This is a genomic window from Nocardioides epinepheli (genome assembly GCF_037936805.1).
Classification (GTDB): domain Bacteria; phylum Actinomycetota; class Actinomycetes; order Propionibacteriales; family Nocardioidaceae; genus Nocardioides.
This window is the reverse complement of sequence record NZ_JBBMMC010000009.1, coordinates 41,841-62,184: the sequence shown is the minus strand read 5'-3', so window position 1 is coordinate 62,184 and position 20,344 is coordinate 41,841. Positions and strand designations below refer to the sequence as shown.

At 71.1% G+C, this 20,344-nt stretch carries 18 protein-coding genes; 12 read left to right on the top strand and 6 right to left on the bottom strand.

Translation table 11 applies throughout. The annotated features are described in order from the left end of the window. Positions 1–100: 100 nt before the first annotated feature. From WMR31_RS13540 to WMR31_RS13525, 4 genes are all read left to right on the top strand, one after another. Positions 101–1,534 (top strand): gamma-aminobutyraldehyde dehydrogenase, encoded by a 1,434-nt coding sequence (locus tag WMR31_RS13540; protein ID WP_340539379.1) that lies wholly within the window; start codon positions 101–103, stop codon positions 1,532–1,534. Further along, a complete protein-coding gene (locus WMR31_RS13535; protein WP_340539378.1) occupies positions 1,527–2,786 on the top strand; it encodes a saccharopine dehydrogenase family protein in 1,260 nt (419 codons plus the stop codon). Before WMR31_RS13540 ends, WMR31_RS13535 begins: the two co-directional genes overlap by 8 nt. A 632-nt stretch (positions 2,787–3,418) precedes the next feature. After that, complete coding sequence (locus tag WMR31_RS13530) at positions 3,419–5,185, top strand: hypothetical protein (RefSeq protein ID WP_340539377.1); 1,767 nt, start codon at positions 3,419–3,421, stop codon at positions 5,183–5,185. A 49-nt stretch (positions 5,186–5,234) separates the two neighbouring features. Continuing rightward, positions 5,235–6,674, top strand: coding sequence for a M1 family metallopeptidase (locus tag WMR31_RS13525; protein ID WP_340539376.1), 1,440 nt, complete (start codon positions 5,235–5,237; stop codon positions 6,672–6,674). A 63-nt stretch (positions 6,675–6,737) separates the two neighbouring features. Here the strand turns inward: WMR31_RS13525 and WMR31_RS13520 are convergent, their stop codons facing one another. The 3 genes from WMR31_RS13520 to WMR31_RS13510 form a co-directional block, all read right to left on the bottom strand. Continuing rightward, positions 6,738–7,829 (bottom strand): hypothetical protein, encoded by a 1,092-nt coding sequence (locus WMR31_RS13520; RefSeq protein ID WP_340539375.1) that lies wholly within the window; start codon positions 7,827–7,829, stop codon positions 6,738–6,740. Next, positions 7,826–8,425, bottom strand: coding sequence for an RNA polymerase sigma factor (locus WMR31_RS13515; protein WP_340539374.1), 600 nt, complete (start codon positions 8,423–8,425; stop codon positions 7,826–7,828). The genes WMR31_RS13520 and WMR31_RS13515 overlap by 4 nt, the downstream gene beginning before the upstream one ends. A gap of 98 nt (positions 8,426–8,523) precedes the next feature. Further along, the gene (locus WMR31_RS13510; RefSeq protein WP_340539373.1) at positions 8,524–9,111 is read right to left on the bottom strand and encodes a TetR/AcrR family transcriptional regulator; all 588 of its coding nucleotides are present in this window, start codon (positions 9,109–9,111) and stop codon (positions 8,524–8,526) included. A 103-nt stretch (positions 9,112–9,214) separates the two neighbouring features. Between WMR31_RS13510 and WMR31_RS13505 the strand changes: the two genes are divergently transcribed. The 8 genes from WMR31_RS13505 (at position 9,215) to WMR31_RS13470 (ending at position 17,339) form a co-directional block, all read left to right on the top strand. Continuing rightward, positions 9,215–9,424 (top strand): hypothetical protein, encoded by a 210-nt coding sequence (locus WMR31_RS13505; RefSeq protein WP_340539372.1) that lies wholly within the window; start codon positions 9,215–9,217, stop codon positions 9,422–9,424. 227 nt (positions 9,425–9,651) lie between these two features. Next, a complete protein-coding gene (locus tag WMR31_RS13500; protein WP_340539371.1) occupies positions 9,652–11,022 on the top strand; it encodes a flavin monoamine oxidase family protein in 1,371 nt (456 codons plus the stop codon). Continuing rightward, the gene (locus WMR31_RS13495) at positions 11,019–11,249 is read left to right on the top strand and encodes a hypothetical protein (RefSeq protein WP_340539370.1); all 231 of its coding nucleotides are present in this window, start codon (positions 11,019–11,021) and stop codon (positions 11,247–11,249) included. The genes WMR31_RS13500 and WMR31_RS13495 overlap by 4 nt, the downstream gene beginning before the upstream one ends. After that, on the top strand, positions 11,249–12,739 hold the full coding sequence (locus tag WMR31_RS13490) for a cytosine permease (RefSeq protein WP_340539369.1): 1,491 nt from the start codon (positions 11,249–11,251) through the stop codon (positions 12,737–12,739). The genes WMR31_RS13495 and WMR31_RS13490 overlap by 1 nt, the downstream gene beginning before the upstream one ends. Further along, on the top strand, positions 12,736–13,854 hold the full coding sequence (gene dxr, locus WMR31_RS13485; protein ID WP_340539368.1) for a 1-deoxy-D-xylulose-5-phosphate reductoisomerase: 1,119 nt from the start codon (positions 12,736–12,738) through the stop codon (positions 13,852–13,854). The genes WMR31_RS13490 and dxr overlap by 4 nt, the downstream gene beginning before the upstream one ends. Then, positions 13,851–15,218 (top strand): M50 family metallopeptidase, encoded by a 1,368-nt coding sequence (locus WMR31_RS13480; RefSeq protein ID WP_340539367.1) that lies wholly within the window; start codon positions 13,851–13,853, stop codon positions 15,216–15,218. The genes dxr and WMR31_RS13480 overlap by 4 nt, the downstream gene beginning before the upstream one ends. A 65-nt stretch (positions 15,219–15,283) precedes the next feature. After that, positions 15,284–16,435 (top strand): flavodoxin-dependent (E)-4-hydroxy-3-methylbut-2-enyl-diphosphate synthase, encoded by a 1,152-nt coding sequence (ispG, locus tag WMR31_RS13475; RefSeq protein WP_340539366.1) that lies wholly within the window; start codon positions 15,284–15,286, stop codon positions 16,433–16,435. Positions 16,436–16,463: 28 nt separating this feature from the next. Then, positions 16,464–17,339 carry a GNAT family N-acetyltransferase gene (locus WMR31_RS13470; RefSeq protein WP_340539365.1) on the top strand — a complete coding sequence of 292 codons (876 nt, stop codon included), beginning with the start codon at positions 16,464–16,466 and terminating at the stop codon, positions 17,337–17,339. A gap of 20 nt (positions 17,340–17,359) precedes the next feature. Here WMR31_RS13470 and WMR31_RS13465 read toward each other — a convergent pair whose 3' ends face one another. The 3 genes from WMR31_RS13465 to WMR31_RS13455 all read right to left on the bottom strand — a co-directional run bounded on the left by WMR31_RS13465 (position 17,360) and on the right by WMR31_RS13455 (position 20,304). Beyond that, positions 17,360–18,361: a TolB-like translocation protein gene (locus tag WMR31_RS13465; RefSeq protein ID WP_340539364.1), complete on the bottom strand. Its 1,002-nt coding sequence runs from the start codon at positions 18,359–18,361 to the stop codon at positions 17,360–17,362. A 156-nt stretch (positions 18,362–18,517) separates the two neighbouring features. After that, positions 18,518–19,471 (bottom strand): hypothetical protein, encoded by a 954-nt coding sequence (locus tag WMR31_RS13460; protein ID WP_340539363.1) that lies wholly within the window; start codon positions 19,469–19,471, stop codon positions 18,518–18,520. A 347-nt stretch (positions 19,472–19,818) separates the two neighbouring features. Then, positions 19,819–20,304: a hypothetical protein gene (locus tag WMR31_RS13455; RefSeq protein WP_340539362.1), complete on the bottom strand. Its 486-nt coding sequence runs from the start codon at positions 20,302–20,304 to the stop codon at positions 19,819–19,821. Positions 20,305–20,344 lie beyond the last annotated feature (40 nt).

Here is a 20,344-nt window from a genome sequence, read left to right as displayed (position 1 = left end):
AATAGCCGGATCGTCGGTGATGCGGTGGTTCGACAACGAAATCGGTGAACGAAGCGACAGTGCACTACCGATTCGGTTGTGCTGTGGCTAGGCTCCCCGCATGGCCGACAAGACCTTCAAGAACGTCGTCAACGGTGAGCTCGTCGACTCCCTGTCGGGGGAGACCTACGACGTCATCGATCCCACCACCGGAGAGATCTACGCCTCCGCGCCGCTCTCCGGAGCCGAGGACGTCGACCGCGCCTACGCCGCCGCGGCCGAGGCCTTCGAGACCTGGGGCGACACGACGCCGCAGGACCGCTCGAACGCGCTGCTGCAGATCGCCGGCGCCATCGAGGACCGCATCGAGGAGATCAACTCCGTCGAGTGCCTGGACACCGGCAAGCCGCTGGGCGTCACGATGGCCGAGGAGATGCCCTACGCCTCGGACCACTTCAAGTTCTTCGCCGGTGCCGCGCGCCTGCTCGAAGGCAAGTCGGCCGGGGAGTACCTCGCCGAGCACACCTCGTGGATCCGGCGGGAGCCGGTGGGCGTCGTGGGCCAGGTCACCCCCTGGAACTACCCGCTGATGATGATGATCTGGAAGATCGCCCCGGCCCTGGCCGGCGGCAACACGATCGTCCTCAAGCCGAGCGACACCACGCCGGCCAGCTCGAGCCTGCTGGCCGAGATCTGCCAGGAGTTCCTGCCGCCCGGCGTCCTCAACCTCGTGTGCGGCGACCGCGACACCGGCCGCGCGATCGTGGCGCACAAGACCCCACAGATGGTCGCGATCACCGGATCGGTCCGCGCCGGCATGGAGGTGGCCGAGTCGGCTGCCAGCGACCTCAAGCGGGTGCACCTCGAGCTGGGCGGCAAGGCGCCGGTCGTGGTCTTCGACGACGCCGACGTCGCCAAGGCTGCCGAGGGGATCGCCGGCGCCGGTCTCTTCAACGCCGGCCAGGACTGCACCGCCGCCACCCGGGTCCTGGTGCAGGACGGCATCCACGACGAGTTCGTGGCCGCGCTCGCCGAGGCCTCTCGCAACATGCCCACCGGCGCACCCGACGACGAGAACACCTACTTCGGCCCGCTGAACAACCAGGCCCAGTTCGACCGTGTGTCCGCGATGGTCGACCGGCTGCCCGACCATGCGGCCATCGAGACCGGGGGCCTGCGCAAGGGCGAGCGCGGCTACTTCTACGAGCCGACCGTCCTCTCGGGCCTCCAGCAGGACGACGAGCAGATCCAGACCGAGATCTTCGGTCCGGTGATGACCGTGCAGCGCTTCTCCGACGAGGCCGAGGCGCTGCGGTGGGCCAACGGCGTCCAGTACGGCCTGGCCTCGAGCGTGTGGACCAAGGACCACGGCCGGGCGCTGCGGATGAGCCGCAAGCTCGACTTCGGGGTGGTGTGGATCAACACCCACATCCCGTTCGTCTCCGAGATGCCGCATGGCGGCTTCAAGCACTCCGGCTACGGCAAGGACCTGTCGATGTACGGCTTGGAGGACTACACGCGCATCAAGCACGTGATGAGCTATTACGGTGATTGAGGCCAAGCCGATGCGGATCCTGCTGGTCGGCGCAGGCGGCGTCGGCGGGGCGTTCACCGCGATCGCCGCGCGGCGTGACTTCTTCGAGACGGTCGTGGTCGCCGACTACGACCTCGCCCGCGCCGAGCGTGCCGCCGACGCCGCCGGGGACCGCTTCGTCGCGACCCGGATCGACGCCTCCGACGCCGATGCCGTGGCGGCCCTGTGCCGCGAGCACGCCATCACCCACGTGATGAACGCCGTCGACCCGGTCTTCAACATGCCGATCTTCGACGGCGCGCTGGCCGCCGGCGCCGACTACCTCGACATGGCGATGTCGCTGTCGAAGCCGCATCCGCAGACGCCGTACAAGAGACCCGGCGTCAAGCTGGGCGACGAGCAGTTCGCCGTGGCGGGGGAGTGGGAGGAGGCCGGGCGCCTCGCGCTCGTCGGCATCGGCGTCGAGCCGGGGCTCTCCGACGTCTTCGCCCGGTACGCCGCCGACCACCTCTTCGCCGACATCGACGAGCTCGGCACCCGCGACGGCGCCAACCTCGTGGTCACCGACGACGACGGCGTGGAGATCTTCGCGCCGTCGTTCTCGATGTGGACCACGATCGAGGAGTGCCTCAACCCGCCGATCGTGTGGCAGGACGGCGAGTGGCACACCACCGCGCCGTTCAGCGAGCCGGAGGTCTTCGACTTCCCCGAGGGCATCGGGCCGGTGGAGTGCGTCAACGTCGAGCACGAGGAGGTGCTCCTCATGCCGCGCTGGATCGACTGCAGGCGCGCGACGTTCAAGTACGGCCTGGGGGAGGAGTTCATCACCATCCTCAAGGTGCTGCACACCCTCGGTCTCGACCGCACCGAGAAGGTCCTGGTGAAGGGCCTGGAGGTCAGCCCGCGCGACGTGGTCGCGGCGGTGCTGCCCGACCCGGCCACGGTCGGGCCGCGCATGCGCGGCAAGACCTGCGCGGGGCTGTGGGTCACCGGCACCGGCAAGGACGCCGACGGCAACCCCACCGGCCCGCGCTCGACGTACCTGTACCACGTCGTCGACAACGAGTGGACGATGGCGGAGTACGGACACCAGTGCGTGGTGTGGCAGACGGCGGTGAACCCGGTGATCGCGCTCGAGCTGCTCGCGACCGGCGTGTGGAGCGGCACCGGTGTGCTCGGGCCCGAGGCCTTCGACGCCGTCCCCTTCCTCGACCTGCTCACCGCCTACGGCTCCCCCTGGGGGATACGCGAGCAGCCGGCCGCCGGAGGTTGAGCAGGCGAGCGTCAGCGGGCGCTCGTGATCGAACCTCGGCAACGGGTCCTTGCCACCGCCGGAGGTTGAGCAAGCGGGCGTCAGCGAGCGCCGACGAATCCCCGGCAACGGTCCTCGCCACGGCCGGAGGTTGAGCAAGCGAGCGTCAGCGAGCGCTCGGTGACTGATCGAACCCCGGCAACGGGTCCTTGCCACCGCCGGAGGTTGAGCAAGCGAGCGTCAGCGAGCGCCGACGAAACCCCGGCGACCGTCGCTGCCAGCGTTGGCGAGGTCGGTTGTGAGGTTTCGTCGGCGCCGGTCGGGCTCGTTCCTCGCCCTCCCGGCTTGCTCAACCTCCGAGGGCTTGGTGTCTGCGGCCGGAGGTTGAGCAGGCGAGCGTCAGCGGGCGCTCGTTGACTGATCGAACCCCGGCGACCGTCGCTGCCAGCGTTGGCGAGGTCGGTTGTGAGGTCTCGTCGGCGCCGGTCGGGCTCGTTCCTCGCCCTCCCGGCTTGCTCAACGTCCAAGGGCTGGTGCCCGCGACGGGCACGCGTGCGTAGGCACGGGGAACCTTCTGGGCCACCTCACCCGTCATGGGGTAGAGGGTCGTCGCCCCGAGCGGGCACGGTGGCATCCCCACGGAGGAGACGAATATGGGCAGATCGTTGCGCGCGCGGGTCCAGACGATGGGCGTCGCGGTAGGGCTGGTGCTGTGCCTGGCGGCCGGGGGCACGCCGGCGGTGGCGACCGACGTCGATGTCACCCCGCTGCCGTCGGTGCAGGACCCGCAGGGCGACGTCAACGTTCGGGACTCCGTCGTCGTGGCCGGGACGCTCTACTACGTGCTCAACCGGCTCAACGCCCCGAGCACTCTGTGGCGGATGGACGGCGAGACGCCGGTGCGGCTGATGGAGATCGAGTCGAGCTCCGGACGCCTGTACGCCGTCGGCGACCGGCTCGTGGTCGACGACGACAGCGAGCTGTTCACCCTGGACGCCCAGGGAGACAAGGTCGTGTTGGCTCCGAGCGTCCCGAACCTGTTGCGCGACGTCTACGTCGGCAACCAGCGGATGTACTTCTCGGGCTCTCCGTACCGCTCCTCCCGGGCGCAGGGCCTCTGGGTCACCGACGGCACCCCTGATGGCACGAGACGGGCCCACACCGTCGACGGACCACGCGAGATCGAGCTCAAGGGCGTCTGGCGCGACCGGGCCGTGTTCCGGGTGGGCTCCTGCCACATCTGGGTCTCCGACGGCACTGCCTCGGGTACCCGCCGGGTCTCGCCGGCCCGGAAGTGCGGACCGATCAGCGTCCAGCAGTTCGCGACCGAGGGACGCCGGCTCTGGTGGCTCGACGAGCCCTACTTCCCCGGGCCGGCCAGGGGCGCCCTCTGGGTCAGCGACGGCACCCGGGCCGGAACCCGCAAGGCCCCCGGATTCCCCTCCCCGCAGCGGGTGAGCTCGCTGGTCTCCCTCGGTGCCGACCAGGTCGCCTTCGCCGTCAAGGGGACGCCCACCGCTCAGGCCAATCTTTGGGTGAGCAACGGCCGTCGCACGCGGCAGGTGACCGACTTCGACCCGGCCGCGGGTCTGGGGCTCGCCATCATGGGGACCGTCGACGGCCGGGTGCTGTTCAAGCAGCGGCTCCAGAAGCCCAACTTCGCCCGCTCGGGGCACGCCCCCATGCGCGAGTGGCTCTGGTCCCTGACTCCCGGCGCCGTCCGCGCCACGTCGGTCTCGACGTGTGACCACCAGCTCCTGGACGTGTCGGGGTCCAGGACGAGCGACTTCGGGCCGGGCTACCTGCCGTACGCGGGCGGGCTGGCCTTCATCCAGCAGTTCCCGGGCCTGGGGGCCGAGGTCTGGATGACCGACGGGACGTCGCGTGGCACGCAGCCGGTGGTCGACGCCTGGCCCGGACCGCGAGGCAGCCGCCCCTACGAGCTGGCCGCAGGCGGCTCGCGACTGTTCTTCACCGCCGACAGCCCCGATCGCCCGCTGGCCTGGTGGCGCGCGGTGGCTCGCCCGGGAAGCCCTCCCGCCGCCGTGACCGCGCCCGACAGCGTCTGCTGGCCCACCCGGGCTGCGCCCCAGCAGGTCAAGGTGCGCGACGCCGTCCGGTATCGGGTGTGGGCCGGGACCCGAGAGAAGGGCACCACGGTCCAGATCACCGGCAGTGTGACCACCCGCAACGCGCGCTGGTCTCGTGCGCTCGAGCCGCGGACGGTGAAGGTCGGCGACGGACTGGCCTCGGTTCGGGTCACCATGAAGACCAAGGCCGGGAACGCCTTCGTGCTCAAGAAGCTGCGTCAGTGGCGCCGGGACCGGTCGGGCGCACGCCCGTACGCGTGGGTGCGGTTCCGGTTCCGGGACGCCGAGGGAAACTGGGTCGTCCTCGACCGCTCCACGTGGTTGAGCTGAGCTGACCTGCCCCCTGACGCCGGATGCCGCGCCGGGTTACGGTTCCGGCATGTCGAACTCGCGGATCCGCACGGTCTCAGCCGTCGCCCTGGCCTCCCTCGTCCTCTCCGGTCTTCCGGTGGCCGCGTCGGCGGACCCCGGCACCCAACCGGGGCCCGGCGTCGACCGGGGTGCCACCGTCTCCGGGATCGGCGATCCGTACTGGCCCTTGGACGGCAACGGCGGCATCGACGTCAAGCACTACGACATCCACGACCGCTACGACTTCGACACCGGTCGGCTCGAGGGCGCCACCACCGTCACCCTGCGCGCGACCAAGTCCCTGCCGCTCTTCCACCTCGATCTGCTGCTGCCGGTGTCCAGCGTCCTCGTCGACGGACAGCCGGCGTCGTTCGGGAAGCCGAACAAGCACGAGCTGCGGATCAAGCCCGCGACGGCGCTCGCCAAGGGGGACGTCGTCGACGTCGTCGTGGAGTACGGCGGCAAGCCGAGCGACTACACCTACGCCGGCGAGGGGAACTGGCTCGCCGACGGCGTCGAGGTCGTCACGATGAACGAGCCGCACATGGCGCCGTGGTGGTTCCCCTCCAACGACCACCCCAGCGACAAGGCCACCTTCGACATCACCGTGACCGGTCCGAAGACCCACCAGGTGGTCTCCAACGGGCTGCTGCAGAGCCGCACCGTCTCCGGCGACCAGGCCACCACGCACTGGAGCGCCCGGGACCCGATGGCGACCTACCTGGCGTTCTTCGCCCTGGGCCGTTACCGGATCGCCCAGGGCAAGACCGCCGGCGTGCCGTGGTACGTCGCGGTCTCCAAGCAGTACCGCGGCGCCAGCCAGCGCAACGCGATGCGCACCCTGCGCAAGAGCGGGCCGATCACCAAGTGGCTGTCCAGCCAGCTCGGCCCGTACCCGTTCGAGTCCACCGGTGGCCTGATCACTCCGCTGCAGGCCGGCTTCGCGCTGGAGAACCAGACCCGGCCGACCTATGGGGGCTTCTGGAACCGCGAGACGGTGGTCCACGAGCTGGCCCACCAGTGGTTCGGCGACTCGGTCTCGGTCAAGCGCTGGCGCGACATCTGGATCAACGAGGGCTTCGCCAGCTTCATGGAGGCCCTCTACGCCGAGAAGCACGGCGGTCAGAAGGCGCAGGCCTGGCTGCTGGACGCCTACTCCGGCCTCAAGGGTTACCGGAGCTTCTGGCGAGTCGACCTCACCAACCCGGGCAAGCGCAAGGTGTTCGACCAGGCCGTCTACACGCGGGGGGCCATGGCCCTCCAGGCGCTGCGGCACCGCATCGGCCACCGCGACTTCATGAAGATCCTGCGCACGTGGGTGCGGGAGAACCGCAACGGGAACGCCTCGGTGCGTGAGTTCCGCCGGCTCGCCACCGAGATCTCCGGGGAGCGGCTCGGCGGCTTCTTCAAGGCCTGGCTCCAGGCTCCCCGCGCGCCCAAGGCCACCAAGCGCAACGGGCTGCGCTGACGCTGCCGATGAGTAGCCGGTGCTGGGCCGGCGCAGAGCTGCGCCGACCCAGCACTCGGGCCGTCAGCCGCTACAGCCGGCGCGACCGGAGACCGACTCCACCGACTCGTGGTCGCGCATCGCGACGACCGCGCCGTTGTTGAGGTCGGCGGGATAGCCGGCCCGCTCGCCGACCGGCGAACGGGAGACTCCGCGCAGGCCGGCCGCGGCGGCGTCGATGCCCTCGTCGGACCCGGCGTCCAGGGCGTCGGCGTACTCGTCGACCCACAGGCAGCTCACCGCCATGAGCACCGCGCCGTCGAGCGAGGCGGGCGAGTTGTAGCCGGCGACGTCGACGGCGAGGTCGCGATCGGGGACCGCCGGAATCTCCCCGACGATGCGGGCGAGCGCGGCGTCGAGGCGCGCGGGCGGCACGATCCCGGGCTGGGCTGCCTCGAAGCCCGCGGCGTCGGCGCTCGACAGCGACGAGACCAGCGCGGCGAAGTCGGCAGGTGTCGTGAACCCGCCGTCGATCCGGATGCCCGAGCCGTCGGGGAGCGTGACGAAGGCCATCTGCTGCTGGGAGTCGTACTCGACGTAGGGCACCCGCTCGCCCAGCACCTCGATCTCGCCGATCGTGGCTCCCTCGCCCGGCTGCAGGTTGTCGGCCTTGAGGTCCTCCCAGTGGCGGGCGGCGACATAGGACACCTCGAAGGTGCGCTGGCCGTTCTTCCAGCCGTAGGACAGGCCGTAGCCGGGATCGGTGACCGCGTAGCCGTTAGCCGACCACCCCGCGGCGTCGAGCACGAGGAAGTCCTGCTGCCCTGCCCACGCACCGGTGGTGATCCTCGGCTCGCTGCCGGGGGTGCCGGTCGCGGGCTCACGGGAGGGCGACTCGGCCAGGGTGCTCGGACCGCTGGGAGAGCCGGCGACGCCGTTCTGCTCGGAGGCGGGGTCCTCATCCCCGGACAGGGCGGCGAGCGTGACGCCCACGGACGCCACGACGGCGACCGTCGCGGCCGCGGCCGCGATCACCGGCAGCCGGCGCGCCGGCCTCGACCGGCCGGCGGAGCGCTCGCGAAGCAGCTCGCGCTCGAGGTCGGCCAGGCCGAGGTCGACCGGGAGCCGGGCAAGGGCCTCGTCGTCGAGGCGGGAAGGGAGTTCGGGACGGTTCATGACTGCTCCTCGGACATGAGAGCGGTGGACGGATGGTTGCTATGGGGGTGTCCGGCAGCTCCACCTTCGTGTCGCGGACCTTCCGGACCGGCCGGCTCGCCCGGCTCCTGTGCCGCCGCGCGCAGGCCGCGCCGTGCTCGGCTCAGACGCAGGCGCACGGCGTTCGGCGTCAGGCCGAGCACCTGGGCGATCTCGCCGGGGCTCAGCTCCTCCCAGGCGGTCAGCCGCACGATCTCCCGGTCGACCTCGCCGAGCGGTTCCAGGAGCCGCTCGGTGTCGAGCGTGGTGGCCACGAACGAGGCATGGTCGGGGAATGCCGCGGCGACGTCCCCGCGCAGGCGCTCACCGAGCCGGCCGCGTCGGCGATCGCCACGCCGGGAGTTCGCCAGGACCCGGCGCGCGACTCCGAACAGCCAGGCACGGGTGTCCGGTTCGTGCGGGACGTCCGCGATCCTGCGCAGCGCGACCAGGAACGTCTCGGCGACGACGTCGGCGGCGTCCTCGGCGACGTCGACGCGGCGCAGCGCGTAGCCGAGGACGGGGCGGGCGTGACGGGCATAGATGGCTCGGAACAGGTCCTCCGATGGTGGGCTCATGTCCCGGTCCATGTCCGGACGCTCCGCCTCCATGTCATACGGGCCAGGTCACGCGGGCCACGCGGGTCATACGGTCCACACGGGCCATGCGGGTCGGGCTACGGGTCGTCCTGGCCGAGGGGCTGGACGGTGAAGCGGACGCCCTCGGCGACGAAGGCGTCCCGGTCGGCCTCGGGCCAGGTGAGGGCCGCGAGCAGGATCCCGTCGAAGGAGGCGACCGCGATGGCGGCGCGGCGCTCGGGGTGGGCCTTGCCGCGGGCGGCCAGGATGTCCGCGACGATCGCTACGACGCGCTCCCGGTCGGAGGCCAGGAGCTCGGCCAGCTCCGCGTCGCGTGCGGCCTCGAGCGCGAGCTCGACCTTGGCCTGGAGCAGGGCCGGCTCGTCGAGCCAGGTGGTGAACAGTCCGACGACGGCCGCCAGCGCCTCCGGTCCGGCGGGGTCGCAGCCGGAGATCCGCCCGGCCACCTCGTCGATGTCACCGGCGAGGCGTCGGCTGATCCAGGCCGCGAGGCCGTGGTGGAGCGCCTTGCGGGTGCGGAAGTAGGCCGAGGTGGTGCCCTCGGCGACCGCGGCCTCTCGGTCGACGGCGCGATGGGTCAGTCCCCGCAGGCCCTGGTGGACGACGACCTGCAGCGCGGCGTCGAGCAGGACGGCGCGGCGTTCGGTGGCGATGGGGCGGGGCACGCGCACAGTGTGGCGCACCAGACATCGATCCGCACTTGCACCGCTCTTCTACAAGCGTAGTTTCTACATCAGTAGCAACTACATAAGTAGAAAGGCCTCGATCATGAACTTCACCCTCCTTCCTTCCGTCGCCCCCTTCGCCGTGGTGTTCCTGGTCGTGGCCGCCATCGCCGCCGTGACCACCGTCGTCGCCCTGGTCGCGGCTGTGCGCACCCAGGCCGGCGCCCCGGTCGGCACCCAGGAAGGCGCCGGTCGCACCGAGCGGCCCCAGGGTCGTCGCAGCGCGGCGACCGGACACCTCAGTCACGCCTGATCTGGTGATCGAGCGGTCCTTCGGGGCCGGCTCCGACCCGCCAGATCCCTGTGCCATGGCCGGTGCCGGTCGATGAAGTCTGCTCGGGACCGTTGACAGAACCGTGTGGCAGGGATCACCCTGGAGTTATTAACTGGCGCACCAGTTAATTATCCGATCGGTCGTGGACAGCCCACGACGCAGGAGCTCCGGGGGTGCCACGGGTGGTCTCAGCAGCGGTCCCAGAGGTGGACGTCATCGTGGTGGGGGCCGGGTACGCCGGCCTCTCCGCAGCCCTGGACCTGACCGACCAGGGCCTCGACGTCATCGTCCTCGAGGCCGACGACCGGGTCGGGGGACGGGTCTGGAGCCGCACCGAGACCGCCGGCGATGCCCCCGTGGTCGTCGACCACGGCGGGCAGTGGGTGGGTCCTACCCAGACCGCTCTGCTCGACCTCGCCGGCCGGTTCGGCTGCGAGACCTTCCGCTCCTTCGACGACGGCACCCACGTCGAGCTGTGGCCCGAGGGCCGGCAGGTGCGTTTCACCTCCAGCGAGGGCCCCAACGGCCCCGGGGCAGCGGCCTACTACGCCGCCCTCGAGGAGCTCGACGAGCTCGCGGCCCGCGTGGACCTCGCCGACCCCACCGCCTGCGCCGACGCGGCGACGTGGGACTCCCAGACCTTCGCCGACTGGATCGAGCGGCGCACCGACGACGAGGCGGTCCGCGAGCGACTGCGGGTCGCGATCCGCGGCGTGTGGGCGTGCGAGCCCCGCGACGTCTCGCTCTTCCACGTGCTGTTCTACGTCCGCTCCGCCGGCGGGTTCGCCCAGCTCATGGAGACCCACGACCACGCCCAGGACAGCCGGTTCCTCCGCGGAGCCCAGGCGCCGGCGCTGGCCGCCGCCGCGGCCCTCGGGCACCGCATCCGGCTCGACCACCCGGTGCGCGCCATCGAGTGGGACGCCGACGGGGTACGCCTGCACGGCGACGAGCAGTCGTGGACCGCTCGCCGCGTGATCGTCACCGGCACTCCGACGGCTCAGGCGCGGATCCGGTTCAGTCCGGCCCTCCCGCAGGCGCGACGCCGTTGGCTGGCCCGCAGCCCGATGGGCGACGTCGCGAAGGTGCATCTCCTCTACCGCACGCCGTTCTGGCGTGCCGCCGGCCTGTCGGGGCAGATCGTCGACTACGGCGACTCGGTGCTCTCCTACACCTTCGACAACTCGCCGGCCGACGCCTCCGAACGTGACGACGCGCCGGGCGTGATCGCCGCCTTCGTCTACGGCGACGCCTACCGCTCGTGGTCGGCCCAGGGCCGGGCGGCGCGCCAGAAGGACCTGGTGGAGGTCCTGGTCGAGGTGCTGGGTCCGGAGGCGGCCGAACCGGTCGGGTACGTCGAGACCCAGTGGCCCGACCACCCCTGGGCCGAGGGCGCCTACGCCGCCGTCCCGACGCCCGGCACCTGGGTCGAGCACCACGCCGGACGCCGCGCGGCGGTCGGTCCGATCCGCTGGGCCGGCACCGAGGCGGCTGGCGTCTGGAACGGCTACATCGACGGCGCGATCCGCTCGGGACGGGCCGAGGCACGCGCGATCGCCGAGGAGCTCGCCCGATGACCCACGCCGCAGACCCCACGACCCAGACGACCCCGACGACCCCGACGACCAGAGGCGCCACCATGGATCACGACCCGGACCCGCACGACGACCTCGAACGCCGCCTGGCGCTCCTGGAGGCGGGGGAGCCCGGCATGGTGCAGCAGGACCTGCCGCTGCGTGACCTCGTGCTCCTGGTGGTCGGTCTCGTGCTGGTCTCGATCGCCCTGCTGGCGTGGGCCCTGTGATGGCCCGCGAGCACACGGGACCGGGCTCGATCCTCGACGTCCCGGACGACGCGACCCTCAACGACCTGCCGCTGCTGCCGCGCGAGCGGATCTGGGGCTTCTGGCAGTACTCCTCGGTGAACGTCGGCCTCGCCGTGGCCACCTGGGCCTTCCTCCAGGGCGCGGCGGTGGCCTACTACGTCGGCGCCGTCGAGGCGATCGCCAGCGTCGTCATCGGCTACGGCGTGAGCGTGCTGCTGGTCTCGCTGGCGCCGTGCCTGCCCTCGGCGAAGTACGGCGTCGAGCAGTTCATCATGCTGCGCAGCGTGTTCGGCACCAACGGTGCGCGCGTGGTGATGGTGGCGATGTCGACGGTGTTCGCGGCCGCGTGGGCGGCGGTCCTGGCGATCATGCTGGGTCACGGCGCGGTCAACCTGCTCAACCGGATCTTCGGGCTGAGTCTCGGCGGCGACGGCGCGGCGGTCACGACCGCCGCCCTCGCCACGATCGTGCTGTCGTGGGTCATCCTGGCCCGCGGCCCGGTGTCGGTGGAGCACGTGAGCCGGGTGATCGCGCCCGCGCTCATCGTGGTGCTGATCGGGATGAGCGTGCTGCTGTTCACCAAGACCTCGTGGTCCGAGCTGACCGACCTCGCGCCGCTGGCCCCCGAGGACGACCCGCACACCAGCTTCATGCTCGCCATCGAGCTCGGGATCGCCGGCGGCTTCGCCTGGTGGCCGAACCTCGGCAACCTGGCCCGCCTCACCACCAGCTCGCGCGCCGCCTTCTGGCCGAACTGGATCGGGGTGTTCGGCGCGTCGGTGCTCGCCGCGATCGTCGGCGTCTTCGCCGCCCTCGCCCTCCAGCTCGACGAGCCCACCGACTGGATGTTCCCCCTCGGCGGCGTCGTGCTCGGCTCGATCGCCCTGATCGCGATCGGCTGCGCCAACCTCACCGCGATCCTCTCCCAGGGCTACGGCTCGATGGTCGCCCTGCGCTGCGGCGGCGGGGAGTTCTTCCGCAGGCTGCCCTGGCCGATGATGGGCCTGGCCATCCTCGGGCCGGCGGCCGTGCTGGTCTTCTTCCCGGCCGCGGTCTACGACAACTACGGCCGGTTCCTCTCGTGGGGAGCGATCTTCGTCGCGCCGCTGTGCGCGATCCAGATCGTCGACTACTTCGTGCTGCGCCGCGCCCGGGTCGACATCCGGCAGCTCTACCTCCCCTGGCAGACCTCCACCTACGGGTACTGGCGCGGGTTCAACCTGGTCGGCTTCGTCTCGATCGCCACCGGCGCGATCACCTACGCGCTCATCCTGGACCCCATCGACTACGTGCCGTCGGCGATCTTCCCCTACGTCACCGCCTCGATCCCCTCCTTCCTGGTCGGAGGGCTGACCTACCTGGTGCTCACCCAGCTCATCACCAAGCCGGCCGGCAAGGGCGGGCACCGCGGCGTCGAGACGCCGGTCGCCGCACCTCGCGCACGCAGCGCTGACAGAATCGGCGGGTGACCCCACCGTCCTCCGCGCACGAACGCCGTGACGTCGTCGTCCTGGGCTCGACCGGCTCGGTCGGCACCCAGGCGCTCGACGTCGTCCGCCGCAACCCGGACCGCTTCCGCGTCGTCGGGCTGACCGCAGGCGGCAGCAACCCGGAGCTGTTCGAGGCGCAGGTCGCCGAGTTCGCGCCCGAGTTCTCCGGCCTGGGGGAGGAAGCCTCGGTCGAGGCGGCCGCCCGGCCGAGCGACGTCGTGCTCAACGCGATCACCGGCGCGGTGGGTCTGCGCCCCACGCTGGCCGCGCTCGATGCCGGCACCACGCTCGCCCTGGCCAACAAGGAGTCGCTGATCATGGCCGGCCCGGTGGTCCTCGACCGTGCCCGGCCCGGCCAGATCGTGCCGGTCGACTCCGAGCACAGCGCGCTGGCGCAGTGCCTGCGCGGCGGTCGCGCCGACGAGGTGCGCCGGCTGGTGCTCACCGCCAGCGGCGGGCCCTTCCGCGGCCGCTCGCGCGACTCCCTCGCCGATGTCCGGCCCGAGGAGGCGATGGCCCATCCGACCTGGGACATGGGTCCGGTGATCACGATCAACTCCGCCACCTTGGTCAACAAGGGTCTGGAGGTGATCGAGGCGCACCTGTTGTTCGGGATCCCGTACGACCGGATCGAGGTCGTGGTCCACCCCACCAGCGTGGTGCACTCGATGGTGGAGTTCGTCGACGGCTCGACCCTGCTCCAGGCGAGCCCGCCGACGATGCTGATCCCGATCGCGCTGGGCCTTGCCTGGCCCGATCGCGTCCCCGACACCGCGCCCCCCGTCGACTGGAGCCTGGCGGAGACCTGGGAGTTCCACCCGGTCGACGACGACGCGTTCCCGGCGGTGGCGCTCGCCCGCTCGGCAGGCGCGTCCGGCGGCACCGCTCCGGCGGTCTACAACGCCGCCAACGAGGTCTGCGTGGCGGCGTTCCGCGACGGACGGCTCACATTTCCGGGGATCGTCGACCAAGTGGCCGACGTCCTTGCACGCCACGACGTAGTCTCGTCCCAGAACCTCACCGTCGACGACGTGCTCGCCGCCGACGCCTGGGCGCGGGCCGCCGCGCACGATTCGATCCGGAGAGCTACGTGACACCCCTGCTGTATCTCCTCGGAGTCCTGATCTTCGTCCTGGCGATCCTGGTCTCGATCGGACTCCACGAGCTGGGTCACATGATCCCCGCCAAGGCCTTCGGCGGGAAGGTCACCCAGTACTTCGTCGGCTTCGGCCCCACGGTGTGGAGCAAGCAGGTCGGGGAGACCGAGTACGGCATCAAGGCGATCCCGCTGGGCGGCTACGTCAAGATCATCGGAATGCTCCCCCCGGCCGCGGAGGAGCTGGTCGAGGAGGTCGAGTACGACGCCGACGGCAACCGGGTGCAACGGATCCGCAAGTCGAACACCGGGCTGTTCACCCAGCTGATCTCCGATGCCCGCGCGGCCGAGTGGGAGCTGGTCAAGCCCGAGGACAACGACCGGCTGTTCTACAAGATGCCGTGGTGGAAGAAGGTCATCGTGATGGCCGGCGGCCCCACGGTGAACCTGCTCATCGCATTCGTCCTGTTCTGGATCGTTTTCGCGACCTACGGCCAGCGCCACGCCGAGGTCGAGCCCGGGCCGCCGGTGATCGACACCGTCTCGCAGTGCGTGATCGCCTACTCCGAGGACAACGGGACCCGCGAGTGCACCGACGCCGACCCGGTCGCCCCGGCCGCCGAGGCCGGGCTGAGGCCCGGCGACCGGATCGTCGCCTTCAACGGGGTCACCGTCACCGGCTGGGACCAGCTGCGCGAGCTGATCCGGGTCAACAGCGACGGCGAGGCGGCCATCACCTACGAGCGCGACGGCAAGACCTACACCGGCACCACGAACACCACCGTCGAGGCGCGACCGACGTCGGAGACCGACGAGACGCTCACCGAGGTCGGCTTCCTCGGTGTCGCGCCGGTGATGCGCGAGGTCTCCGAGACCGGCGGGCCCCTGTTCACCCTCGACGCGATGGGCACGATGACCGTCGACACGGTCAAGGCCCTCGGCCAACTGCCGGTGAAGGTCTACGGCGTCGGCAAGGCCATCGTCGGGGTCGAGGAGCGGGCCAAGGACAGCCCGGTGAGCATCGTCGGCGGCGGTCGCTTCGCCGGCGAGCAGACCTCCAGCGACGTCCTCGACGTGCAGGAGAAGACGGTCTTCCTGCTCAGCCTGATCGCCGGGTTCAACCTCTTCATCGGGCTGTTCAACTTCCTCCCGCTGCTGCCGCTGGACGGCGGCCACATCGCCTCGGCGCTGTGGGAGGCGCTGCGCCGCGGGTTCGCCCGGCTGCGCCGTCGTCCCGACCCCGGCTATGTCGACGCCGCCAAGCTGCTTCCGGTGGCCTACGTCGTGGCCGGAGCGATGCTGATCATGGGTGTGGTGCTCATCGTCGGCGACATCGTGGTGCCGCTCTCGGTCACCAGCTGAGCCCGGCCCGCAGCGTGAGGGTCGGCGAGTGGGTCGAGAGACGCGCGGCCGCTAGATTTGGCGCCATGACCGCTATCAACCTCGGCATGCCGGCTGCGCCCCCGCCGGTGCTCGCGCCGCGTCGTCCGACCCGTCAGATCAAGGTCGGCAAGGTCGGGGTGGGCAGCGAGTCGCCGGTGTCGGTGCAGTCGATGACCACCACGCTCACCTCCGACGTCAACTCCACCCTCCAGCAGATCGCCGAGCTCACCGCGGCCGGCTGCGACATCGTCCGGGTGGCCTGCCCGAGCCAGGACGACGCCGAGGCGCTGCCGGCGATCGCGCAGAAGTCGCAGATCCCGGTGATCGCCGACATCCACTTCCAGCCGAAGTACGTCTTCGCGGCCATCGACGCCGGCTGCGCGGCGGTGCGGGTCAACCCGGGCAACATCCGCAAGTTCGACGACCAGGTCAAGGAGATCGCCAAGGCCGCGCAGGACCGTGGCACCTCGATCCGGATCGGCGTCAACGCCGGCTCCCTCGACAAGCGCCTGCTGGAGAAGTACGGCAAGGCCACCCCGGAGGCCCTGGTCGAGAGCGCGGTGTGGGAGGCGGGCCTGTTCGAGGAGCACGGCTTCCACGACTTCAAGATCTCGGTCAAGCACAACGACCCCGTGGTGATGGTGCGCGCCTACGAGCTGCTCGCCGAGGCGGGGGACTGGCCGCTGCACCTCGGGGTCACCGAGGCAGGCCCGGCATTCCAGGGCACGATCAAGTCGGCCACCGCGTTCGGTGCGCTGCTCTCCCAGGGCATCGGCGACACCATCCGGGTCTCGCTGAGCGCCCCTCCGGTCGAGGAGGTCAAGGTCGGACTGCAGATCCTGGAGTCGCTCAACCTGCGGCCGCGTCGCCTGGAGATCGTCAGCTGCCCCAGCTGCGGGCGCGCCCAGGTCGACGTCTATACCCTCGCCGAGCAGGTGACCGCCGGCCTCGACGGGCTCGAGGTGCCGCTGCGGGTGGCGGTCATGGGGTGCGTCGTCAACGGGCCCGGGGAGGCGCGCGAGGCCGATCTCGGCGTGGCCTCCGGCAACGGCAAGGGCCAGATCTTCGTCAAGGGCGAGGTCATCAAGACCGTCCCGGAGTCGCAGATCGTCGAGACCCTCATCGAGGAGGCGATGCGGATCGCCGAGGGCATGGAGTCGGTCGACGGCGCCGCCGCCGAGGTGTCCGTGTCCTGAGCGGCCCTATCCTCAGTAGGCTGCCCGCGTGCCAGCCAGCCGTCACGGGACGAGTCGTCATGGAGTCAGCCGTCACGGCGTCCGTGTCCTCGGCCCTGCCGACCTCGATGCGTTCATGGCGCTGGCCGGCCGCGACCCGGTCACCAACGTCTTCGCCCTCTACCGGGCGCGTGCCACGACGCTGGAGCCACGATGGCTCGGCGGGGAGATGTGGGGTCGCTTCGACGACGGGGCGCTGGTGGCCGCCTGCCACGTCGGTGCGAACCTGGTGCCGATCGAGGCCACCGAGGACGACGCGCGCGCCTTCGCCGAGAAGGCGCTGACCCGGCACCGCACGGCCTCCACGATCGTCGGCCCGCACGAGGCCGTCCGCACCTTCTGGAACGGTGTCGCCGGAACGTGGGGTCGTCCGCGCGAGGCGCGTTGGATGCAGCCGCACCTGGTCATCGACCGGTCACCCGACGTCGCCGCCGATGCCCAGGTGCGGCGCACCGAGCGCAGCGACCTCGGCGAGCTGTACCCGGCCTGTGTGGCGATGTACTCCGAGGAGGTCGGTGTCTCCCCGGAGGCCGGCGGTAGCGGGGACCTCTATCGGGCGCGAGTCACCCAGCTGGTCTCCCGGGGCTGGTCCTTCGCCCGCTTCGACCGTGGTCGGCTGGTCTTCAAGGCCGAGGTCGCCTGCGCGACCGAGCGCGCCGCCCAGATCCAGGGCGTGTGGGTGCCACCGGACCGTCGTGGCGAGGGCCTGGCGATCGCCGGGATGGCCGCGGTGGTGGAACTGGTCCGGGCCGAGGTGGCTCCCGTCGTCTCGCTGTACGTCAACGAGTGGAACCACCCCGCCCGGCGGGCCTATCACCGCGTCGGCTTCCGCGAGTCGACCCGGTTCTCGACCGTGATGTTCTAGGGCGGATGTTCTAGCGAGCCTCAGAAGTAGGGGTTGTCGAGCCACTTGCTGGCGCGCTCGCAGGCGGTGACCGTGCAGCGGTAGACCGCGCCGAGGTAGCCCGAATAGCCGGTGAAGAGCACGGTGGTGTCCGTCTCGAACGACGGCCCCTCGATGTTCCAGTTGCTCCGGCTGATGGTGTAGCTGGCCAGCTTCTTGCCGCCGATCGTGCGTAGCCGGACCGTCGTGAAGTCTGCCGAGCGGGAACCGGTGATCATCCGAGCGCCGCTGTCGGAGAAGGTGATCACCCGATCGCGACAGGTCCGGAAGTGAGTGGTGCGTGGGCGGGTGATCGTGCTGACCGTCTCGCAGCGACCCTTCGAGGGGGCCTTGCCGGCGACTGCCATCCGGTCGGCGCCGAGATCGGCCACGTACAGGGCGCCTCGAACGATGCCCCGGGACCTGCCGGTGTGCAGGTTCCACAGGTAGCCGCGCTTCGGACCGGCCACCACGATCCGGTCACCGTCGAAGTCGAGTACGTACGCGCTTCCGGCCCAGGTGGTGCGTCGCACCTTCTGGCCGGTGCTCGCCGAGATCACCGTGGTGACCGTTCGGCGGTTCTTCCGGTCGGCAAGGGCGATCCGGGTGCCGTCCGCGGACAAGGTGGGATCGAACTCCTCAGCGGTCGCCAGGACTCGCGAGCCGTCCTCGTCGACGCGCAGGAGCCTCGCCCCGCCCCGGAAACCGGAGGTGACGATGTAGGCATCGTCGGAGGCGCCGACGAGCGCGATCGGGTTCCCAGGCACGGGCACCTTGCGATCGCCGTCGATGATGGACGACCCGTCCAATCTCGGCCCCGCGTCGGGACCGCGGGGCGTCTTGCCCGGCTTGATCTTGATGTCGGCCGGCTGCGCCGGTACCGCCGACAGCCCCGGCAGCCCCGGCTGCTTCGACAGCCCCGACAGCCCCGGCAGCCCCGGCAGCCCCGACAGCATCGCGATGGTCACCACAGCCGCGCAGAGTGCGATCAGTCGTCGTCTCATGTCCCCCGCCTCCCTGGCGCGCCGTCCGGCGCGCCGGTGGTGCGCGACTCTACCCGTCTCGGCGCGGGCGGAACCCGCGCGCGAGCCGACCGCGTGCCCATCTGCGTCGAGCGGCAGCCGGGCACTCCCCGGCTGCCGCTCGGCTTTGCTCCAGGTTCAGGCCGCGGGGGTGGCCCGCAGACTCGAGGCCCGCTCGCAGGTGCCCTCGGTGCAGCGGACCGTGGCGCCCTTGCGCTTTCCGTAGGCGTCGAGGAGGACGGCGGTGTCGGTCTCCCAGCGGATCTCGCCGAAGAAGAAGCCGACCTTGTAGGTGGCGAGCCGCTTGCCCTCGACCGTGCGCTCGCGGACCAGGTTCGGGCCGATCCCGTCGGAGAGTTTGTGCACCGTGATCATCCGGGCGCCGTCGTCGGAGAAGGCGCGGACCGCTTCGGTGCAGTCGATGGTGAACAGCTCCTCCGGCCCGAGGAGGGTGCTGACGCTCGAGCAGCCGCCGTCGTAGGGGTCCTTGTCGAAGGAGGCGAGCCGGTTGGCGCCGAGGTCGGCCTCGTACACGAAGCCGGTGTCGATGACCCGGCTGCGCCCGGTGCGGAGGTTCCACAGGTAGCCGCCGTCGGGCCCGCCGACGACGGCCCGGTTGCCGTCGATGTCGAGAACGCGCGGGGCCTTCGCCCAGGCCTTGCGGCGGATCTTGGCGCCGGTGGTGGCCGAGATCACCTTCACCACAGTGCGGCGGCTGGTCTGGGAGAGCGTCAGGGCGACCTTGGCGCCGTCGTCGGAGAGGACGGCGTACTCGGGGTAGCCGCCGGTGTGGAGGACCTTCGTGGCCCCGTCGCCCACCCGGTAGAGGTGCCAGCGGCCGGCCGAGCGGGCGCTGACGATATAGCCGTCGCCGGAGGCGCCGTGCAGCCACGGGGCGCGCCCGGGAGCCCGGACGCGCCGGTCGCCGTCCACGATGACCTTGCCGACCAGGTGCGGTCCGGCGACATCGGCACCGCGGGGGAGCTCGGCGGGCTTGATGGTGGTCACCGGCGCCGCCGCGTGTGCGGGAGTGCCGGGCAGCGTCGTGGCCAGTAGCGCGGCGAGCCCGAGGGCCGAGAGAAGTCGTTTCATGACGGAGTCCTTCGGTGTCTGGTCGTGACTGGGTCGGTGGAGGTGGACATGTGAAGGACGCACAGGTCCGCCCATAGGTTGCTTTCGGATGCCCGTCCGTCGCGACGGCCGGATCAGACCGGGGGTGCTCGGCCGCAGGCGGGTCGCCCGCTCGCAGACGCCCGCGGTGCAGCGGATCGTTGCGTAGGAGCGCCGACCGTAGGCCTTGAAGAGGACGGCGGTGTCGCTCTCCCACCGCGGGTCGCCGAAGTAGCCGCGACGGATCGCATACGAGGCGTGGAGACCGCCACCGGCCCCACGCTCCCAGAGCCTGGCCGGACCGACGCCGTCGCTGAGCTTCGGCATGGTCAGCAAGCGCCCGGCGGGGAGAAGGCCACGACCGCCTCGCGGCAGGAGGCCCACAGCACCGCACGCGGCCGGGTGAGCGTGGCGACCCTCGTACAACCGCCCCGAGACGGATCGCGGTGGAAGTAGGCGATCCGATCGGCGGCGATGTCGGCGGCATGGATGATGCCGGTCTTGAGGCGGCGAGTGCCGCTGGGGGCGTCCCAGAGCAGCCCGCCGCGGGAGGACCCGCCGATGACGGCGCGGAAGCCTCGCACGTCGATCACCGACTGGTCGGGGCGGATGGCCGTACGGCCGACCTCTCGGCCGCCCGGTAGCGCCTGGATCCGGACGCTGATGTAGTCGAGGCGAGGGTGGTAGCGCGCGATCGAGAGGCTCTTGCCATCGCCCGCGAGCCGCACGGTCGTCTGATGCGCGGGTGCGATGAGCCGGGACGGGCCGTAGCCGAGCAGATAGGTGCCCCGTTGACCGCGAGCGTTGTAGTCCACGACGTACCCGGAGCCCGAGCGGCCGTGCAGTCTGGGGAAT